We start from the raw sequence: 18,406 nt of genomic DNA, 5'->3' as shown, positions 1-18,406 counted from the left end.
CCCTTTGGAAAGGATTCCGGGAGATGCAATGCGTACAGCGATGCTGGCGCTGGCGGCAGGCCTGCTACTGCTGCGTTTTCTACCGCAGCTGCCACCGATGTGGGCGCTGCCTGTCATGCTCGTGGCCGGTCTGGCATTACTGCCGACGCGCTGCCGGGCGCTGGCTTTCTTCTTCTTCGGGCTTGGCTGGGCCTGCCTGAGCGCCCAGTGGGCGCTGGATGATCGCCTCCCGACTGAACTCGATGGACGCACCTTCTGGCTGGAAGGGCAGGTAATCGGCTTGCCGGATGTCCGTAATGGCGTGGTGCGCTTCGAACTGGTGGATATCACTTCACGGCATGCCGGCCTGCCTTCGCGAGTGCGTCTGGCCTGGCACGGTGGGCCAGCTCTGCAGGCCGGGGAGCGCTGGCGGCTGGCCGCCAAACTGAAACGACCGCGAGGCCTGGTCAATCCCCATTCATTCGATTACGAAGCCTGGTTGCTGGCAGGCCGGATCGGCGCCAACGGTACGATCAAGGCCGGTGAGCGGATAGATTCCGCGACGGGACACCAGGCCTGGCGTGACCGGCTGCGCCAGCGCCTGTTGGATACCGAGGCGCAGGGGCGCGCTGGCGCCATCGCGGCACTGGTGGTGGGTGATGCCAGCGGGCTGACAACCGCTGACTGGCGCACCCTGCAGGACACGGGAACCATCCACCTGATGGTGATCTCCGGACAGCATGTGAGCATGCTCGCCGGCCTGCTCTATGGCCTGGTGGTGTTGCTGGTGCGCTGGGGCCTGTGGCCGGCACGGCTGCCCTGGTTGCCTTGCGCATGCGGGTTGGCGCTGTTCGGTGCTCTCGGCTACGGCTGGCTGGCGGGCTTCGAGGTGCCGGTCCAGCGCGCCTGCATGATGGTCGCGCTGGTACTCATCTGGCGCCTGCGCTTTCGGCATCTGGGCATCTGGTTGCCGTTGCTGGCGGTCTTCGATGCAGTGCTGCTGATCGAGCCGCTGGTCAGTCTGCAGTCCGGTTTCTGGCTGTCGTTCGCGGCGGTGGCGTTGCTGATCCTGATCTTTCGTGGCCGGCTCGGCATCTGGAACTGGTGGTACGCCCTGGGGCGCGCGCAATGGTGCATGGCTCTGGGGTTGTTGCCGGCGCTGCTGGCGCTGGGCCTGCCGGTGAGTATCAGCGGGCCGTTGGCCAATCTGTTCGCGGTGCCGTTGGTGGGTGTGCTGATCGTGCCGTTGTCCCTGCTGGGGACGGCGTTGCTGTGGCTGCCGGGTGTCGGCGAAGGGTTGCTGTGGCTGGCCGGTGGCTTGCTGGTGGCGCTGTTTGCCGTGCTGGAAGTGCTGGCCGGATGGCAGCCCGCCTGGTTTTCCAGCGCGCTGCCGCTGTGGTGCTGGCTGCTGGTGGCGTTGGGCATGCTGCTGCTTCTGCTGCCTGCCGGCGTACCTTTCAGGGCTTTGGGGCTGGTGTTGCTGGCGCCGCTGCTGTTTCCTCCGGCAGAGGAGCGGCCAGCGGGACAGGCGCAGGTCTGGGTGCTGGATGTGGGCCAGGGGTTGGCAGTGCTGGTGCGTACCCGAGAGCATGCGCTGCTCTACGATGCCGGGCCGCGTTATGGCGATTTCGATATGGGTGAGCGCGTGGTGTTTCCCTCGTTGCGCGCGCTTGGGTTGCAGAGCCTGGATCTGCTGATTCTCAGCCATGCCGACAGCGATCATGCCGGTGGTGCCATGGCGATCCAGCGGCATATGCCGGCGCCACGGGTCATCAGTGGCGAGCCGCAAAGACTGCCGGCCACGCTGGACGCCGAAAGCTGTCGGTCCGGCGAGCGCTGGGAGTGGGATGGCGTGCGCTTTGTGCTCTGGCAATGGTCCGGGGCGCGCAACGGCAACCAGGCGTCCTGTGTACTGCTGGTCGAGGCCGGTGGCGAACGCCTGCTGCTTACCGGCGATATCGATGTGTCCGCCGAGCGTGCGCTACAGGCAAGCGACATGGACATCGCGGCGCACTGGCTGTTGCTGCCGCACCATGGCAGTCGCAGTTCCTCTTCGGCGGCTTTCATCGAGGCGGTCGGTGCCAGTGATGCGCTGGTTTCCCGCAGTCTGCACAACGCATTCGGTCATCCGCATCCGGATGTGCTCCGGCGTCTGCAGGCATCGGGCGTGGCGCTTCACGATACCGCCGAGCTGGGCGCCATCAGGATTCGCCTCGGCAGCTTCGAACCGGCTCTGGGCTTGCGTGGCGAGCGGCGCTTCTGGCGGGAAAAATGAGAACCGGGGCCGTCGGCGGGGTGTCGCTCCTATGCTAGAGTTGCGCCACTTTTTCGAGGGGGATTCATCTCGTGTGGGAGCTTGTCAAAGCGGGTGGCTGGATCATGCTGCCCATCATTCTGTGTTCCATCGCTGCGGCAGGCATCGTTGCCGAGCGGTTGTGGACCCTGCGACCGAGCCGCGTGACGCCACCCCACCTGCTGGGGCAAGTATGGAAATGGATCAAGGACAAGAAGCTCAGCAACCAGAAACTCAAGGAGCTGCGCGCCGATTCGCCGCTGGGTGAAATCCTGGCGGCGGGGCTGGCCAACTCGAAACATGGTCGTGAAATCATGAAGGAGTGCATCGAGGAAGCGGCGGCGCGGGTGATTCATGATCTCGAGCGCTACCTCAACGCGCTCGGTACCATCGCCGGCATCGCACCGTTGCTCGGCCTGCTCGGCACGGTGCTCGGCATGATCGAAATCTTCAGCGCCTTCATGGGCTCGGGCATGGCCAATGCCTCGTTGCTCGCCTCCGGCATCTCCAAGGCGCTGATCACCACGGCGGCGGGATTGATGGTGGGTATTCCGGCGCTGTTCTTCCATCGTTTCCTGATGCGCCGCGTCGAGGAACTGGTGGTCGGCATGGAGCAGGAAGCCATCAAGCTGGTCGAGGTGGTGCAGGGCGACCGTGATGTCGATCTCGGTGAGGGCAAGGCGTGAAGTTCAGGCGCAAGGCGCGGGAGAATGTCGATATCGGTCTGGCGCCGCTGATCGACGTGGTATTCATTCTGCTGCTGTTCTTCGTGGTCACCACCACTTTTACCCGTGAAACCCAGCTCCAGGTGGATCTGCCGGAAGCGGCCAGCGGCACACCGCCGCAGGCAGCCGAAAGCAGGCAGCTGGAAGTGCTGATCGATGTCGAGGGCCATTTCAGCCTCAATGGCAACCCGCTGATCAGACATGACCTGAGCACCCTGATGGCTGCGCTCAGCAAGGAATCGGGGGGCGACACCAGCCTGCCGATGATCATCAGCGCTGACGGCAAGGCACCGCATCAGGCGGTGGTGACGGCCATGGATGCAGCCGGCAAGCTCGGTTTTTCGCACCTGCGCATCACCACGGTCGAGGCCCAGCCGGAGCCCTGATGTCATTCGTCGATCGCCTGCAGCGCGCCTGGTATAAGGGGCATCCGGCCCTGTCTCTGCTCTCTCCACTGGAGGCGCTGTATCGGCGGGTGGTCACCACCAGGCGCAGGAAATTCCTCGCCGGCAGCGCCGACAGTTACCGGGCGCCGGTGCCGGTCATCGTGGTGGGCAACATCACGGTGGGTGGCACCGGCAAGACGCCGCTGATTCTCTGGTTGATCGAACATTGCCGCCGGCGCGGACTGAAGGTCGGCGTGGTCAGCCGGGGTTACGGCGCACGGCCGCCTTCCTATCCCTGGCGCGTGCTGCCCGAACATTCGGCGGCGGAGGTGGGCGACGAGCCGTTGCTGATCGTGCAGCGCACCGGGGTGCCGCTGATGATCGACCCGGACCGTTCACGCGCCGTTCGCGCGCTGCTCGAAAGCGAGCCGCTGGACCTGATCCTGTCCGATGACGGCCTGCAGCACTATCGGCTCGCCCGTGATCTGGAGCTGGTGCTGATCGACGCCGTGCGCGGGCTGGGCAACCGGCGCTGCCTGCCTGCCGGTCCGTTGCGCGAGCCTGCCGACAGATTGCAGGGCGTCGATGCGGTGCTGCTCAACGGTGCCGAAGCCGACAGCGCCGAGGGCTATGGCTTCACCCTGCGTCCCTCGCGGCTGATCGAACTGGCCAGCGGCGATGCCTGGCCACTGGATCACTTTCCGCCTGATCAGCAGCTGCATGCGGTGGCCGGTATCGGCAATCCGCAGCGTTTCTTCACCACGCTCGAGGCGCTACACTGGCGACCGATTCCGCACCCCTTCGCCGATCATGCCTGCTATAGCCCTGAGCAGCTGAGTTTCAGCCCCGTGCTACCGCTGGTGATGACCGAGAAGGATGCGGTCAAATGCCGGGCATTCGCGTTGCCGGGCTGGAGTTATCTGCAGGTCCAGGCCGAGCCTTCGGCGGCCTTCGTGTCCTGGTTCGATACCCGGCTGGACCGCTTGCTGCCCCAATCTTCCTGAGCCGCTCGCGCCGTCCGTTGCGCCCGGCTGCATCCAAGGACCGCCCATGGATACCAAACTGCTCGATATTCTCGCCTGCCCGCTGTGCAAAGGCCCGTTGAAGCTGGCCGACGACAAGTCCGAACTGATCTGCAAGGTCGATGCCATGGCCTTTCCGGTGCGCGACGGCATTCCGGTGATGCTCGAAGGCGAGGCCCGCACCCTGGACGTGGACGAGCGGCTCGATAAATGAAACCTGCCTTCACCGTGGTGATTCCGGCGCGCTATGCCTCCAGCCGCCTGCCGGGCAAACCCCTGCAGGAGATCGCCGGCCAGCCGATGATTCGTCATGTCTGGGAACAGGCGCGCAAGAGTGCGGCGCAGCGGGTGGTGGTGGCGACCGATGATGCGCGCATCGTCGACGCCTGCCGCGCATTCGGTGCCGAAGTGCTGCTGACCCGGCCCGATCACGAATCCGGCACCGACCGCCTGGCCGAGGTGGCGGCGACCCTGGGACTGGCGGCGGATGCCATCGTGGTCAACGTGCAGGGTGACGAGCCGATGATTCCACCGGCGGTCATCGATCAGGTAGCGGCCAATCTGGCGGCACACCCGGAGGCGGCCATCGCCACCCTGGCCGAGCCGCTCGCCGATGCCCAGGCGCTGTTCAACCCCAATGTGGTGAAGGTGCTCAGTGATATCAATGGCCTGGCGCTGACGTTCAGCCGTGCGCCCTTGCCCTGGGCGCGTGATGACTTCGCGCAGGATCGTAGCGTGCTGCCGCATGGCGTACCCTATCGCCGTCATATCGGCATCTACGCCTATCGCGCCGGTTTTCTTGCCGACTTCGTCGCCTGGGGACCCTGCTGGCTGGAAAGCACCGAGTGCCTGGAACAATTGCGTGCGCTCTGGCATGGCCAGCGTATTCACGTCGCCGACGCCATCGAAGCGCCGCCGACCGGGGTCGATACGCCGGAAGACCTGCAGCGCGTTCGCCATCTGCTGGGAGCCTGAGCGTGAAGGTCCTGTTCGTCTGCCTGGGCAATATCTGCCGCTCGCCCACCGCCGAAGCGGTATTTCGTCATCAGGTGCAGGCGGCGGGCCTGGCGGAGCGAATCCATATCGATTCCGCCGGCACGGCTGACTGGCACCGGGGCAAGGCGCCGGATGGCCGCAGCTGCCAGTTCGCCGGTCGCCGTGGTTATGATCTCGCGCCGTTGCGGGCGCGTCAGGTCTGTGCCGAGGATTTCCAGCGTTTCGATCTGATCCTGGCCATGGATCACGACAACCTGGCGTACCTGCGGCAGATTCAGCCGGCCAATGGTCGCGCCGAGCTGGATCTGTTTCTCAGACGCTATGCGCTGGACTGCGAGGTTGTGCCGGACCCCTACCATGGTGGCGATGACGGCTTCGAGCATGTGCTGGATCTGGTCGAGCAGGCCAGTGCCGCGTTGCTGAATGAAATCAGGACGCGTCTGTGAGCCTGCTTGTCGAGGAGAACCGTTCGCTCAAGCCATTCAATACCTTTGCGTTGGAGGCCCGCGCGCGTTGCTTCGCCGAAGCCCGTGATGACCATGAGGTGCGCGAGGCGCTGGCCGCGGCGCAGCGTCTGGGTTTGCCCCTGCGCGTGCTCGGGGGCGGCAGCAACCTGTTGCTCACCACGGATGTGGAGGCGCTGGTGCTGCGCCTGGTCAGTCGCGGCATTCGCGTGCTGTCCGACGATGGTGACCGGGTCGTGCTGGAGGCGGAGGCGGGCGAGCCCTGGCATCCCTTCGTGCTGCACAGTCTGGCGCTGGGCCTGGCCGGCCTGGAGAACCTGAGCCTGATTCCCGGCACCGTGGGCGCCGCGCCGATCCAGAATGTCGGCGCCTACGGCGTGGAGATCAGCGATGTTTTCGCCGGCCTGACCGCGCTCGACCGCACGAGCGGCGAGCTGTGCGAGTTCGATGCGAAGGCCTGTGCCTTCGGGTATCGCGACAGCCTGTTCAAGCAGCAGGCGGGGCGCTACATCATCCTGCGGGTGCGCTTCGCCCTGCAGCGCAGCGCGCGGCTGCAACTGGATTACGGCCCGCTGCGCCAACGGCTGCGGCAGATGGGCGTGGAGCAGCCGACAGCACGGGACGTCAGTGAGGCGGTCTGCGCCATTCGCCGGGAAAAGCTGCCCGATCCGCAGGTGCTGGGCAATGCCGGCAGTTTCTTCAAGAATCCCCTGGTGCCGCAGGCGCTGGCCGACGGGCTGCGCAAGCGCTATCCGGATCTGGTGGCGTTTTCCCAGGCCGATGGCCAGGTCAAGCTCGCCGCCGGCTGGCTGATCGAGCAGGCCGGCTGGAAAGGCTTTCGCGACGGCGACGCCGGGGTACACGGCTTGCAGGCGCTGGTGCTGGTCAACCATGGTCAGGCCAGCGGCCAGCAGATCCTGGCGCTGGCGCGGCGCATCCAGGCGGATATCGCCGCACGCTTCGGCGTTGAGCTGGAAATCGAGCCGAACGTCATCGAAGGCTGATCAGGCGCCTCACTCGATGCGTGCCTCGAAGCTTTCCGCTTGGGCCATCTTCCACATCTTCGGATAGAAATCGCCTTCCAGATCCTCGCGCAGCAGGGCGCCGGGTTCGAGAAAGACGTGCAACTGGGAAAACAGGCTGATCTGCGTCGCGGAGATGCGTCGCACCAGATGCCTGGGCTCCAGTTGTCCGGGATGTTCGAGGCCGGCTGCGGCGAGCATTTCCGACAGCGCCTTGAGCGTGTTGCGGTGATAGTTGTAGACGCGTTCGGCCTTGTCAGGCACCACCAGGGCGCGTTGGCGCAGCGGATCCTGGGTGGCCACGCCGGTTGGGCATTTGTTGGTGTGGCAGCTCTGCGACTGGATGCAGCCGATGGCGAACATGAAGCCACGTGCCGAGTTGGCCCAGTCGGCGCCGATGGCCAGTACGCTGAGGATATCGAAGGCGCTGATGATCTTGCCGCTGGCGCCGAGCTTGATGTGTTCGCGCAGGTTCAGCCCCACCAGGGTGTTGTGTGCGAACAGCAGACCCTCGCGCATGGGTACGCCGATGTGGTTGGAAAACTCCAGGGGCGCGGCGCCGGTGCCGCCTTCCTTGCCGTCGATGACGATGAAGTCCGGCAGGATGCCGCTCTGCAGCATGGCCTTGGCGATGGCCATGAACTCCCAGGGGTGACCCAGGCAAAGCTTGAACCCAACGGGCTTGCCGCCACTGAGTTCGCGTAACTGGGCAATGAAGGCGAGCAATTCCAGCGGTGTCGAGAAGCTGCTGTGGCTGGCGGGCGATACGCAGTCGCGGTCCATGGGCACGCCACGGGTGGCGGCGATTTCCGCGCTGATCTTGTGTTTCGGCAGAATGCCGCCGTGTCCGGGTTTGGCGCCCTGGCTGAGCTTTATTTCGATCATCTTCACCTGCGGCTGGCGTGCCTGTTCGGCGAAGCGCTGCGGGTCGAAGGCGCCCTGTTCGTCGCGACAGCCGAAGTAGCCGCTGCCCAGTTCCCAGATCAGATCGCCGCCATGTTCACGATGGTAGGGGCTGATGCTGCCTTCCCCTGTGTCGTGGGCGAAGCCGCCCATCTTTGCGCCGCGATTCAGTGCGCGGATGGCGTTGGCGCTGAGCGAGCCGAAGCTCATGGCCGAGATGTTGAATATCGAGGCGTTGTAGGGTTGTGTGCATTGCGGGCCGCCGATGGTTACCCGGAAGGTCTGTGGGTCGCTGTGGGCAGCGGTGCGGATCGAATGGCTGATGAATTCGAAACCTGAGCCATAGACATCGGTGAGGGTGCCGAAGGCTTTGTCGGCGACCTGGTTCTTCGCGCGGGCATAGACCAGCGAGCGCTGCGCGCGGGAGAAGGGCAGCGGATCGTTGTCATTTTCAAGCAGGTATTGGCGAATCTCCGGTCGGATGGTTTCGATCAGGTAGCGCAGGTTGCCGAGGATGGGGTAGTTGCGGCGAACGGCCTGCCGTGTTTGGCGCAGGTCATTGATGCCGATGAGGCTGAGCAGGGCGGCAATCAGGGTCAGCGGCCACAGGCTGGCGAGCCAGGGCAGGCTCAGCAGCGTGATCAGGATGCAGCAGACGAAGAATGCGTAGCGATTGGTCAGCGACAGGTTCATCCGGCGTCCTTGGAAAGGTGCTTTCGTTAGGTGAGCGGGCGCAATGTTCGGCTGCTGGCAATAAGATGGCAATCGCGGCTTTGGTCGGTTGCCAATACCCGAAACCAGGCTTGCATCGCTGCGCCTGGCGCTCAAAAACAAAACCCCGCACTGAGGCGGGGTTTTGTTTTCACTCGGGATGCCGGAGCATCCCTGTCAACGCGATGTTTCAGCGTTGGCGATTTTCATCGTCGTCAGACTCGTTGCCTTTTTCCACTTCGCTTGCCGGAGAAGGCTCGCTGGCAGGCGCTTGGCTATCGACAGCCGGTTGTTCGACCGGTGCGACAGGGGCATCTTCCACAAGGGCGACCGGCGTTTCCGCGGCTTGCTCGGTGGGCGCTTGCTCGGCGACAGGGTCGGCGGCAACGATTTCCGGGCTGGCCAGAGGCTGCTCGGCGGCGGTCTGTGCCTCGCTGGCGGCTCTGGCTTGGGCTTCAGCGGCTTCCTTGGCCAGGCGTTCTTCCTCGCGACGACGGCGACGTACTTCACGCGGGTCGTTGGGTGCGCGACCCGAAGGCGTCAGCACCGGCGCCGGAGCGGCAGGCTGGGCTTCAACGGCTGGGACAGGTTCGGCGACGACAACCGCAGGCTCTTCAGCAGCAGGGGCGGGCGTGCTTGCGACCGGCTCTGGCGCGGACGGCTGGGCTTCGACCGGTTCTGCTTCTGCAGCGGCGTTGACCGGCGCTTCGACCACGGCTTCCGGCTGTGCCTGTTCAGCTTCTACAGGTACAGGCGCAGCGGCTGCTTGCTGCGCAGCTGTTTCAGCCTCGATTGCAGGCGCCGACGGTGCGGGCTCGGTATCGGCAGTGTTGGCCACCAGAGCGGCGGCGGTTGCGGCGATGGCGACCTGCTCGGATTTCACCGGGGCATTGCTTTCGCTGACGTTGCCGGTCTCGGTTTCGTTTTCGCTGTCGATCTCGTTGCCATTGGCATCACGCTGGCGATCGCGACGGTTGCTGCGGCGACGCTGGCCACGGGAGCGGCGACGCGGACGGTCGCTGCCCTCGGTGGAATCCTGTTCGTCGATGGCGCTTTCCTGTGTCTCTTCGTCCTGCTGCAGGGCTTCCTCGTTCGCAAGCTGCTCGGCACGAGGCTTGCGCTCTTCACGCGGTGGGCGAGGCTTGCGCTCGGTGGTCCCTTCGCTCACGGTCGTGGTGGACTGATCGATCTCGTCGATCGGTGCACGCAGCTCGCGCTTGCGTTCTTCACGCGGCTGGCGCTCCTCACGGGGTGCGCGCTCGCGACGTGGCTGCGGCTGCGCAGTGCTTTCGCCGGTTTCCAGCGCTTCGCGCGGCTCGCGGGGCTTGCGCTCTTCGCGTGGCGGACGTGGCTGGCGCTCTTCGCGAGGCTGACGCTCTTCACGTGGGGCGCGCTCTTCCCGAGGCTTGCGCTCTTCGTCACGGTTGCTACGCGAGTCACGGCGACGGTTCTGCTGGCGACCGCTGCGACGCTCATCGTTGCGCTGCGGGCGATTGCTGGTTGCAGGTTTCTTCTCGACTTCGACGACCGGTTCTTCCTGCTTGCCGGCAAACAGGCCAACCAGGGATTTGACCAGTCCCTTGAACAGGCTGGGTTCCTGCGCGGCAGGTGCGGCGGACGCGGGAGCGGCGATAGGTGCCGGATTGGCTGCGGGCGCAGGGGCCGTGCGTTGTGGTGCGGTTTTGACTGCCGCTTCCTGGCGTACCAGGGTTCGGGTCGAACTGACCGGCTGGGCCTCTTCGACTTCAGTCGGGCTCATCTCGTAGCTGGCCTGGCCAGCCATGATTTCCGGGCTGTCGTCGCGCAGACGCTGGACTTCGAAATGCGGCGTTTCCAGATGGTCGTCCGGCAGGATGAAGATACGCGCGCGGGTGCGCAGTTCGATCTTGGTGATGGCATTGCGCTTTTCATTGAGCAGGAAAGCCGCCACCTGGAAGGGCACGCGCGCGCGAATCTCGGCGGTGCGGTCCTTCAGCGCTTCTTCCTCGATCAGGCGCAGGATGGCCAGCGACAGCGATTCGACGTCGCGGATGATGCCCTGGCCCTTGCAGCGCGGGCAGACGATGCCACTGGTTTCGCCCAGCGAGGGGCGCAGGCGCTGACGGGACATCTCCAGCAGGCCGAAGCGCGAGATGCGACCGACCTGGATGCGGGCGCGGTCGGCTTCGAGTGCTTCGCGGACCTTCTCTTCCACGGCGCGCTGGTTCTTGGCCGGGGTCATGTCGATGAAGTCGATGACGATCAGGCCGCCGATATCGCGCAGACGCAGCTGGCGGGCGATTTCCTCGGCCGCTTCCAGGTTGGTCTGCAGCGCGGTTTCCTCGATGTCGCCGCCCTTGGTGGCGCGCGCCGAGTTGATGTCGATGGACACCAGCGCTTCGGTGGGGTCGATGACGATGGAGCCGCCGGACGGCAGTTTCACTTCACGCTGGAAGGCGGTTTCGATCTGGCTTTCGATCTGGAAGCGGTTGAACAGCGGCACGCTGTCTTCGTACAGCTTGATCTTGCTGGCGTACTGCGGCATCACCTGCTGGATGAAGCTCAGGGCCTCTTCCTGGGCATCGATGCTGTCGATCAGCACTTCGCCGATGTCCTGGCGCAGGTAGTCGCGGATGGCGCGGATGATGACGTTGGATTCCTGATAGATCAGGAAGGGCGCGGGGCGGTCCTGGGAGGCTTCCTTGACGGCGTTCCAGAGTTGCACCAGGTAATCGAGGTCCCACTGCAGCTCTTCGCTGGAGCGGCCGAGGCCGGCGGTGCGCACGATCAGGCCCATGTCGGCGGGGACGTTGATGCCGTTCAGCGCTTCACGCAGTTCGTTGCGTTCCTCGCCTTCGATGCGCCGCGAAATGCCACCGGCACGCGGGTTGTTCGGCATCAGTACGAGGTAGCGACCGGCCAGGCTGATGAAGGTGGTGAGGGCGGCGCCCTTGTTGCCGCGTTCTTCCTTCTCGACCTGGACGATGACTTCCTGGCCTTCCTTCAGGACGTCCTTGATGTTGACGCGGCCTTCGGGGGCCTTGGAGAAATATTCGCGGGAGATTTCCTTGAGCGGCAGGAAGCCGTGGCGGTCTGCGCCAAAATCGACGAAAGCGGCTTCGAGGCTGGCTTCGACGCGGGTGATCTTGCCTTTGTAGATGTTGGCCTTCTTCTGTTCGCGAGCACCGGATTCGATATCCAGGTCGAACAGTCGCTGGCCATCGACCAGTGCAACGCGCAACTCTTCGGGCTGGGTTGCGTTAATCAGCATTCTTTTCATGTAGTACCGTCGGTTTCCGTGGCATCCGGAAACGGCGTTCGGCACACACGACTCTCGCAGTCGGTGTCAGGTGCGTCAGGAATGGTTGTAAGGCACTCCAGTGTCCAGCGATGTGAGGCCAGTTGGGCCGGCGTCGCGACGACGTCTCCTGCTTGCTGTCGAAACAGCAGCAATGGTTCGGGAGGAGGAATCAGGCATCGGTAGCGGACGGAATGAAACGTCTGTGTAAGCCTTTGCTACGCAATCCGATGCTGTGCATCTCGACCCAACACGCATACGTTGAAAAATCGGGTGCCGCTCGCAGAATCCGGGGAGCGGGTTTTCGATTATCGCGATTGCCCAAAAGAGGGGGCACGCATCATGTCTTCAAGGCTTGTTTCGCAACCTCGTCGCTACTTGAGAGAGGGTGCGTCGGACGGCCTCACGTCCTCGAACATGTTTCCGGTCGGGGATGGCTGTTTCGCATGCTTCCTCGGACCTGGCCGCTTTTGGCGGCGCACGGGACTATAACAGTAATGTTTAAGTGCTTCAATTGCATGAAAATTGATACCATTCGCCGATGACCAATACCCCTCTTCAGACCACGGGCGTGCAAATGCTCGAGGTCTCGCCGGAACTTGCCGGCCAGCGCATCGATAACTTCCTCCGCACTCAACTCAAGGGCGTGCCCAAGACGTTGATCTACCGCATCCTGCGCAAGGGTGAGGTGCGGGTCAACAAAGGCCGGATCAAGCCCGAATACAAGCTCCAGGCCGGCGATATGGTGCGTGTGCCGCCATTGCGGCTGGCCGAGCGCGATGAGCCGGTGCCGTTGGCGCAGGGCCTGCTCGAACGCCTGGAAGCGGCCATCGTCTATGAAGACAAGGCGCTGATCGTGCTCAACAAGCCGGCGGGCATCGCCGTGCATGGCGGCAGCGGGCTCAGCTTCGGCGTCATCGAAGCGCTGCGCCAGCTGCGTCCCGATGCCAAGGAGCTGGAGCTGGTGCATCGCCTGGATCGCGATACCTCGGGTCTGCTGATGATCGCCAAGAAGCGCAGCATGCTCCGCCACCTGCATCAGGCGCTGCGTGGCGATGGTGTCGACAAGCGCTATATGGCGCTGGTGCGTGGTCGCTGGGAAACAGGCACGAAGCAGGTCAGCGCGCCCCTGCTGAAAAATACCTTGCGTTCCGGCGAGCGTATGGTCGAGGTCACCGAGGAAGGCAAGGAGGCGCTGACGCTGTTCCGGGTGCTGCGTCGCTTCGGCGATTTCGCCACGCTGGTCGAGGCCAGGCCGATTACCGGGCGCACCCATCAGATCCGTGTGCATGCGCGTCATGCCGGACATGCCATTGCCGGCGACAGCAAGTACGGCGATGAGGAGTTTTCCGGGTTGATTCGCGAGCTGGGTGGCAAGCGTCTGTTTCTGCACGCCCATGCATTGCGGGTGCCCTTGCCCGAGGGCGGCGAGCTGAGCCTGGAAGCGCCGGTGGACGAGGTCTGGTCGCGCACGCTGGAGCGCCTGGGTGAGTGACTACAGCCTGCTGATCTTCGATTGGGACGGAACCCTGATGGATTCCATCGGGCGCATCGTCGAATCGGTTTGCGCGGCGGCTACGGCCTGTGACCTGCCGGTGCTCGATGAGGTCGCCATCAAGGGCATCATCGGACTTGCCTTGCCTGAGGCCATTGCCGTGCTCTATCCGCAGGTGGCGGATGCGACGAGGGTGACGGCCTTCAGAGACGCCTATGTCGAGCATTACCTGGCGCTCGATGCCGAGCCTGCGGCGCTGTATCCCGGCGTTGCCGAGGGCTTGCGGCAGTTTCGCGAGCAGGGGCATCTGCTCGCGGTGGCGACCGGCAAGGGTCGGCAGGGGCTGGACCGGGTGCTCGCGGGGCAGGGGCTGACGGATTTCTTCGACGTCACGCGCTGCGCGGATGAAACCGCCAGCAAGCCTCATCCTCTGATGATTCAGGAAATCCTGGCGCACTGCGGGGCAAGGCCCGAACAGGCGCTGATGATTGGCGATTCGGTGTTCGACCTGGAGATGGCCAGGCGCGCCGGGGTGGATAGTGTCGCGGTCGGCTACGGTGCGCAGCCTTTCGAGGTGCTGCAGGCCTGTTCGCCGCGTTTTGCGATCAATGGTTTTTCGGAGCTCGGCCAGTGGCTGCGCTCTGCAGGTACGGCTGAGGCAGGTAGATATGTCGGATGAATGGAAGGCCCCGGTCGAGGGGAGCAAGGAAGAGCGAAACAGTTGGAAACTGCTGGAGAAGACGCTGCTGGCGGGTGTGCAGGAGCAGCGCAGGGCCAGGCGCTGGGGGATCTTCTTCAAGTCGCTGACCTTTTTGTACCTGTTCGTGGCGCTGGCGCTTTTCTCGCCACTGCTGCAACTGGGTGGCGACAAGAAGGGCGGCGACAGCCATACCGCGGTGATCAACGTGCGCGGGATGATCGCCGACCAGGAGCAGGCCAGTGCCGACAACATAGTCGGAGCGTTGCGCGCGGCATTCGAGGATGCGGGCACCCGGGCGGTAGTGCTGCGTATCAACAGTCCCGGTGGCAGTCCGGTGCAGTCGGGCTATATCTACGATGAAATTCGCCGGCTGCGTGGCGAGTATCCGCAGGTCAAGGTCTACGCGGTGATTACCGACCTGGGCGCTTCGGGTGCTTATTACATCGCCAGCGCCGCCGATGAAATCTATGCCGACAAATCGAGCCTGGTGGGCTCCATCGGGGTGACGGCTGCAACCTTCGGCTTTGTCGAGGCGCTGGACAAGCTGGGCGTCGAGCGGCGGGTGTACACCTCCGGCGAGCACAAGGCGTTCCTCGATCCGTTCCAGCCGCAGAAGCAGGAAGAAACCGAATTCTGGCGGAGTGTGCTGACGACCACTCATCGCCAGTTCATCGATAGCGTCAAGCAAGGGCGTGGCGACCGACTGCAGGTGGACGCACATCCCGAGCTGTTCTCCGGCCTGATCTGGTCCGGTGAACAGGCACTGGAGCTGGGGCTGATCGACGCCCTGGGCAGCACCGGCTATGTGGCGCGGGAAGTGATCGGTGAGGAAAAACTGGTGGATTTCACCGTCAAGGAATCTCCGCTGGATCGCTTCACCAAGAAACTCGGTGCCGGTATGGGCGCGCAGCTGGCAATGTGGATGGGGCTCCAGGGGCCAACGCTGCGCTGACCTGGGCTTCAAGGAACCTCGATTCCCGCGTTGTTAAGCATGTCCACCAGCCGGATCAGCGGCAGGCCGATCAGGCTGGTGGCATCTTCGCCTTCGGTGGCGCGGAACAGGCTGATGCCCAGGCCTTCGGCCTTGAAGCTGCCGGCGCAATCGAAGGGTTGTTCGGCCCTGAGGTAGCGCTCGATCTGCGCCTCGCCGAGGTCGCGAAAAAGTACGCTGAAGCGCAGGCAGTCGACCTGTTCGCTTGCGTTGCGGCTGTCGAGCAGCGTCAGGCCGGTCAGAAAATCCAGGCGTTTGCCGCTGCATGACAGCAACTGCTCCCTGGCGCGCTCGAACGTATGCGGCTTGCCGATGATCCTGTCGCCCAGCACGGCCACCTGGTCGGAGCCGATGATCAGATGATCCGGGTGGGTTTCGGTCAGTGCCCGGGCCTTTTCGCGGGAAAGCCGGCGCACCAGCTGTTCCGGGGATTCATCGGGGCGGGCGGTTTCGTCGATGTGCGGGGCGCAGCAGTCGAACGGCAGGCGCAGCCGTGAAAGCAGTTCGCGTCGGTAGGGGGAGCTGGAGGCGAGAAGCAGGTGGCGCATTTTCCTTCCTTATATAGGTGCTGAGTGGTCTTCGACTGAGCGGGGCTGAGAAGCTGAATTCCTTTGACAGTCGTGGGGCGCATCCCTAGAATGCCGCGCTTATGTTGAAAGGACCAATACCCCCGCACGTTGACCCGCGCAAGCTCGCTGACCGAGCGGCCTCCCTCAAGGGCGAGCTGCAGTTGTCGGAGCTCAAGCGGCTTGTCGATCCTCTAGAGGACGATAAAGGTGTGGTGCGCGCCAGCTTCGACTTTGGGCGCGACGAGCAGCGAACCGTGGTCATCCACAGTGAGCTGGACGTTGAGGTCACGATGATTTGCCAGCGTTGTCTGGAGCTGGTTGTTCTGCCTATCCATAGCGAATGCGATTATGCCGTTGTGAATGAGGGTTCGAGCAGCCAGCACCTGCCCAAGGGCTATGACGTGCTGGAAGTGGGAGAGGATCCTCTGGATCTGCTGGCGCTGGTTGAAGAGGAGCTTCTGCTCGCTCTTCCGATTGTTCCACTCCATGACCTTGAAATTTGCCAGCCGCCGGCAGGGCCTGATGAGCCCGAGCCGAGTGAGGACGAGGTAACGCGGTCCAACCCGTTCAGCGTACTGGCGCAGTTAAAGCGTGACCCAAACGTTTAGGAGTTGATCCCAATGGCTGTTCAGCAGAACAAAAAATCCCGTTCCGCCCGCGATATGCGCCGTTCCCACGACGCACTGGTGCCGAACGCCCTGTCCGTGGAAAAGAGCACCGGTGAAGTTCACCTGCGCCACCATGTTTCCCCGGAAGGTTTCTACCGCGGTCGCAAGGTGATCGACAAGGGCGCTGACGAGTAAACCTTGTCCGCTCCGATCATCGCGATCGATGCAATGGGTGGGGACTTCGGTCCTCACCGCATTGTTCCGGCCAGTCTCGACTGTCTGGCTGAAACGCCCTCGCTGCACCTGGTCCTTGTCGGCCAAACCTCCATCCTTGAAGAAATCGTCTCCCGATATGGGCGGGTGGATGCTGCGCGTCTGAAAATCGTCGAGGCCGATGAGGTCGTCGGGATGGATGAGCGACCGACCCAGGCCTTGCGTGGCAAGCCTCGATCGTCCATGCGCGTGGCCCTTGAGCTGGTGCGTGACGGCCAGGCCCAGGCCTGCGTCAGTGCCGGCAACACCGGCGCTCTGATGGCGCTGGCCCGGCATGTGCTGAAGACCCTGCCGGGCATCGATCGCCCGGCCATGGCGACCGCCATTCCGACGCGCGACGGCTCCTGCCTGTTGCTCGATCTGGGGGCGAACGTGGACTGCAGTGCCGGGCAGCTCTACCAGTTTGGCGTGATGGGCTCGGTCGCGGCGCAGACTCTGGGGGTCGAGCGACCACGGGTGGCGCTGCTCAACGTGGGCACCGAGGCGATCAAGGGCAATCAGCAGGTCAAGGCGGCGGCGGTGTTGCTGCAGCAGGCGGTTGATCTCGACTACAGCGGCTTTATCGAGGGTGACGGACTCTTCCGGGGGGAAGCCGACGTGGTCGTCTGCGACGGCTTTGTCGGCAATATTCTGCTCAAGTCCACCGAGGGCCTGGCGCAGCTGGTGTCCTCGCGAGTCGAGGCATTGTGTCGGCGCTCGCTGTTGTCGCGCCTGCTGGGCGTGCTTGCGCTGCCGCTGTTGCGCCAGCTGCGTGCCGACATGAGTCCGGCGCAATACAACGGAGCGAGCTTTCTGGGGTTGCAGGGCATCGTCGTGAAAAGCCATGGCGGTGCCGGCAGGGAAGGCTTTCGGTCGGCCATCCGGCGCGCGGCGGAAGATGTCCGGCATAACCTGCCGGAGCAATTGCACAGTAGACTGGAGCGTCTGCTCGTGACCGGTCAGTCGTTTGCTGGCGGCACTGATGTGACCACAGTCGATGGCTTGCCATCCAACTGAGAATTCGAAGCGCCGGCATGGCGCATTCTTTTGACGAACCACAACAAGAGAGCTGTTTCATGTCCGCATCACTTGCATTCGTCTTTCCGGGGCAGGGCTCCCAGTCCGTGGGTATGCTCGCCGAGTACGGCACCCAGGCGCTGGTACTGGAAACCTTCGCCGAAGCCTCTTCCGCGCTGGGCTACGACCTGTGGGCGCTTGCCCAGCAAGGCCCGCAGGAACAACTGAACCAGACCGACAAGACCCAGCCGGCCATTCTCGCGGCCTCCATCGCGCTGTGGCGCCTCTGGCTGGCCGAAGGTGGCGCGCGTCCGGCATTCGTCGCCGGCCACAGCCTTGGCGAGTACAGCGCACTGGTCGCTTCCGGCAGCCTGCCGTTCGCCGATGCGGTGAAGCTGGTCGAGCTGCGTGGTCAACTGATGCAGCAGGCGGTGCCTGCGGGTACGGGCGGCATGGCGGCGATCCTGGGTCTGGAAGATGCCGACGTGCTGGCTGCCTGTGCCGAGGCGGCGCAGGGCGAGGTGGTCAGCGCGGTCAATTTCAATGCCCCAGGGCAGGTGGTGATCGCCGGTTCCGCTGCCGCGGTCGAGCGCGCCATCGAAGCCTGCAAGGCCAGGGGCGCCAAGCGCGCCATGCCGTTGCCGGTCAGTGTGCCGTCGCATTGCGACCTGATGCGCCCGGCGGCGGAGCGCTTTGCCGACTCGCTGATTGCGGCGGCCTGGCAGGAGCCCGAGATTGCGCTGGTACAGAATGTCAGCGCGGCGATCGTCGAGGATCTCGATGTGCTCAAGCGCGACCTGCTGGCTCAGCTCTACAGCCCGGTGCGCTGGGTCGAAACCATTGTGGCCCTGGGTGAGCGTGGCGTGACCGAGCTGGTCGAATGTGGTCCGGGCAAGGTGCTGTCGGGGCTCAACAAGCGTTGCGTCAAGGGCATCAACACCTACAATCTCGACACCCCCGATGCCTTTGCCGCCACCCGTGGCGCGCTGGCATGAA

At 64.1% G+C, this 18,406-nt stretch carries 18 protein-coding genes; 15 read left to right on the top strand and 3 right to left on the bottom strand.

Features of this window, described 5'->3' with window-relative positions:
* Positions 1-28 precede the first annotated feature (28 nt).
* The 8 genes from G7020_RS02590 to murB all read left to right on the top strand — a co-directional run bounded on the left by G7020_RS02590 (position 29) and on the right by murB (position 6,869).
* On the top strand, positions 29-2,254 hold the full coding sequence (locus G7020_RS02590) for a DNA internalization-related competence protein ComEC/Rec2 (protein WP_181082378.1): 2,226 nt from the start codon (positions 29-31) through the stop codon (positions 2,252-2,254).
* Between the two features lie 71 nt (positions 2,255-2,325).
* Positions 2,326-2,958: a MotA/TolQ/ExbB proton channel family protein gene (locus tag G7020_RS02585; RefSeq protein WP_181082377.1), complete on the top strand. Its 633-nt coding sequence runs from the start codon at positions 2,326-2,328 to the stop codon at positions 2,956-2,958.
* Positions 2,955-3,383, top strand: a complete 429-nt coding sequence (locus G7020_RS02580; protein ID WP_181082376.1) for a biopolymer transporter ExbD — start codon at positions 2,955-2,957, stop codon at positions 3,381-3,383. The genes G7020_RS02585 and G7020_RS02580 overlap by 4 nt, the downstream gene beginning before the upstream one ends.
* Positions 3,383-4,387 carry a tetraacyldisaccharide 4'-kinase gene (lpxK, locus tag G7020_RS02575; RefSeq protein ID WP_181082375.1) on the top strand — a complete coding sequence of 335 codons (1,005 nt, stop codon included), beginning with the start codon at positions 3,383-3,385 and terminating at the stop codon, positions 4,385-4,387. The genes G7020_RS02580 and lpxK overlap by 1 nt, the downstream gene beginning before the upstream one ends.
* A gap of 46 nt (positions 4,388-4,433) precedes the next feature.
* Positions 4,434-4,619 carry a Trm112 family protein gene (locus G7020_RS02570; RefSeq protein WP_037021556.1) on the top strand — a complete coding sequence of 62 codons (186 nt, stop codon included), beginning with the start codon at positions 4,434-4,436 and terminating at the stop codon, positions 4,617-4,619.
* Positions 4,616-5,380 carry a 3-deoxy-manno-octulosonate cytidylyltransferase gene (gene kdsB / locus G7020_RS02565; protein ID WP_181082374.1) on the top strand — a complete coding sequence of 255 codons (765 nt, stop codon included), beginning with the start codon at positions 4,616-4,618 and terminating at the stop codon, positions 5,378-5,380. The genes G7020_RS02570 and kdsB overlap by 4 nt, the downstream gene beginning before the upstream one ends.
* A 2-nt stretch (positions 5,381-5,382) precedes the next feature.
* Positions 5,383-5,847: a low molecular weight protein-tyrosine-phosphatase gene (locus G7020_RS02560; RefSeq protein WP_181082373.1), complete on the top strand. Its 465-nt coding sequence runs from the start codon at positions 5,383-5,385 to the stop codon at positions 5,845-5,847.
* Positions 5,844-6,869, top strand: a complete 1,026-nt coding sequence (murB, locus tag G7020_RS02555) for a UDP-N-acetylmuramate dehydrogenase (RefSeq protein WP_181082372.1) — start codon at positions 5,844-5,846, stop codon at positions 6,867-6,869. The genes G7020_RS02560 and murB overlap by 4 nt, the downstream gene beginning before the upstream one ends.
* Before the next feature lie 9 nt (positions 6,870-6,878).
* On the opposite strand, the gene G7020_RS02550 is transcribed toward murB, so the two are convergent.
* Both G7020_RS02550 and rne read right to left on the bottom strand, forming a co-directional pair.
* On the bottom strand, positions 6,879-8,483 hold the full coding sequence (locus tag G7020_RS02550; protein ID WP_181082371.1) for an FMN-binding glutamate synthase family protein: 1,605 nt from the start codon (positions 8,481-8,483) through the stop codon (positions 6,879-6,881).
* Positions 8,484-8,691: 208 nt separating this feature from the next.
* Complete coding sequence (rne, locus tag G7020_RS02545) at positions 8,692-11,760, bottom strand: ribonuclease E (protein ID WP_219852541.1); 3,069 nt, start codon at positions 11,758-11,760, stop codon at positions 8,692-8,694.
* A gap of 559 nt (positions 11,761-12,319) precedes the next feature.
* Between rne and rluC the strand changes: the two genes are divergently transcribed.
* From rluC to G7020_RS02530, 3 genes are read left to right on the top strand one after another with little or no spacing between them, the layout of a single operon-like run.
* Complete coding sequence (gene rluC, locus G7020_RS02540) at positions 12,320-13,273, top strand: 23S rRNA pseudouridine(955/2504/2580) synthase RluC (protein ID WP_181082369.1); 954 nt, start codon at positions 12,320-12,322, stop codon at positions 13,271-13,273.
* Positions 13,266-13,952 carry an HAD-IA family hydrolase gene (locus tag G7020_RS02535; protein WP_181082368.1) on the top strand — a complete coding sequence of 229 codons (687 nt, stop codon included), beginning with the start codon at positions 13,266-13,268 and terminating at the stop codon, positions 13,950-13,952. Before rluC ends, G7020_RS02535 begins: the two co-directional genes overlap by 8 nt.
* Positions 13,942-14,925: a S49 family peptidase gene (locus G7020_RS02530; RefSeq protein ID WP_181082367.1), complete on the top strand. Its 984-nt coding sequence runs from the start codon at positions 13,942-13,944 to the stop codon at positions 14,923-14,925. Before G7020_RS02535 ends, G7020_RS02530 begins: the two co-directional genes overlap by 11 nt.
* An 8-nt stretch (positions 14,926-14,933) precedes the next feature.
* On the opposite strand, the gene G7020_RS02525 is transcribed toward G7020_RS02530, so the two are convergent.
* A complete protein-coding gene (locus G7020_RS02525) occupies positions 14,934-15,512 on the bottom strand; it encodes a Maf family protein (protein WP_181082366.1) in 579 nt (192 codons plus the stop codon).
* Between the two features lie 101 nt (positions 15,513-15,613).
* On the opposite strand from G7020_RS02525, the gene G7020_RS02520 reads away from it, so the two are divergent.
* Genes G7020_RS02520 through fabD form a run of 4 tightly spaced genes read left to right on the top strand, consistent with a single transcriptional unit; the run spans position 15,614 to position 18,405 of the window.
* Positions 15,614-16,141: a YceD family protein gene (locus G7020_RS02520; RefSeq protein WP_181082365.1), complete on the top strand. Its 528-nt coding sequence runs from the start codon at positions 15,614-15,616 to the stop codon at positions 16,139-16,141.
* A gap of 12 nt (positions 16,142-16,153) precedes the next feature.
* Positions 16,154-16,336, top strand: coding sequence for a 50S ribosomal protein L32 (gene rpmF / locus G7020_RS02515; RefSeq protein ID WP_037021568.1), 183 nt, complete (start codon positions 16,154-16,156; stop codon positions 16,334-16,336).
* Between the two features lie 3 nt (positions 16,337-16,339).
* A complete protein-coding gene (gene plsX / locus G7020_RS02510; protein ID WP_181082364.1) occupies positions 16,340-17,410 on the top strand; it encodes a phosphate acyltransferase PlsX in 1,071 nt (356 codons plus the stop codon).
* A 59-nt stretch (positions 17,411-17,469) separates the two neighbouring features.
* Positions 17,470-18,405 (top strand): ACP S-malonyltransferase, encoded by a 936-nt coding sequence (fabD, locus tag G7020_RS02505; protein WP_181082363.1) that lies wholly within the window; start codon positions 17,470-17,472, stop codon positions 18,403-18,405.
* Position 18,406: the final 1 nt, after the last annotated feature.

Source organism: Stutzerimonas stutzeri (assembly GCF_013522825.1).
Lineage (GTDB): Bacteria > Pseudomonadota > Gammaproteobacteria > Pseudomonadales > Pseudomonadaceae > Stutzerimonas > Stutzerimonas stutzeri_AK.
The sequence above is the reverse complement of the archived record's forward strand: the minus strand, read 5'-3'. Positions and strand labels throughout refer to the sequence as shown.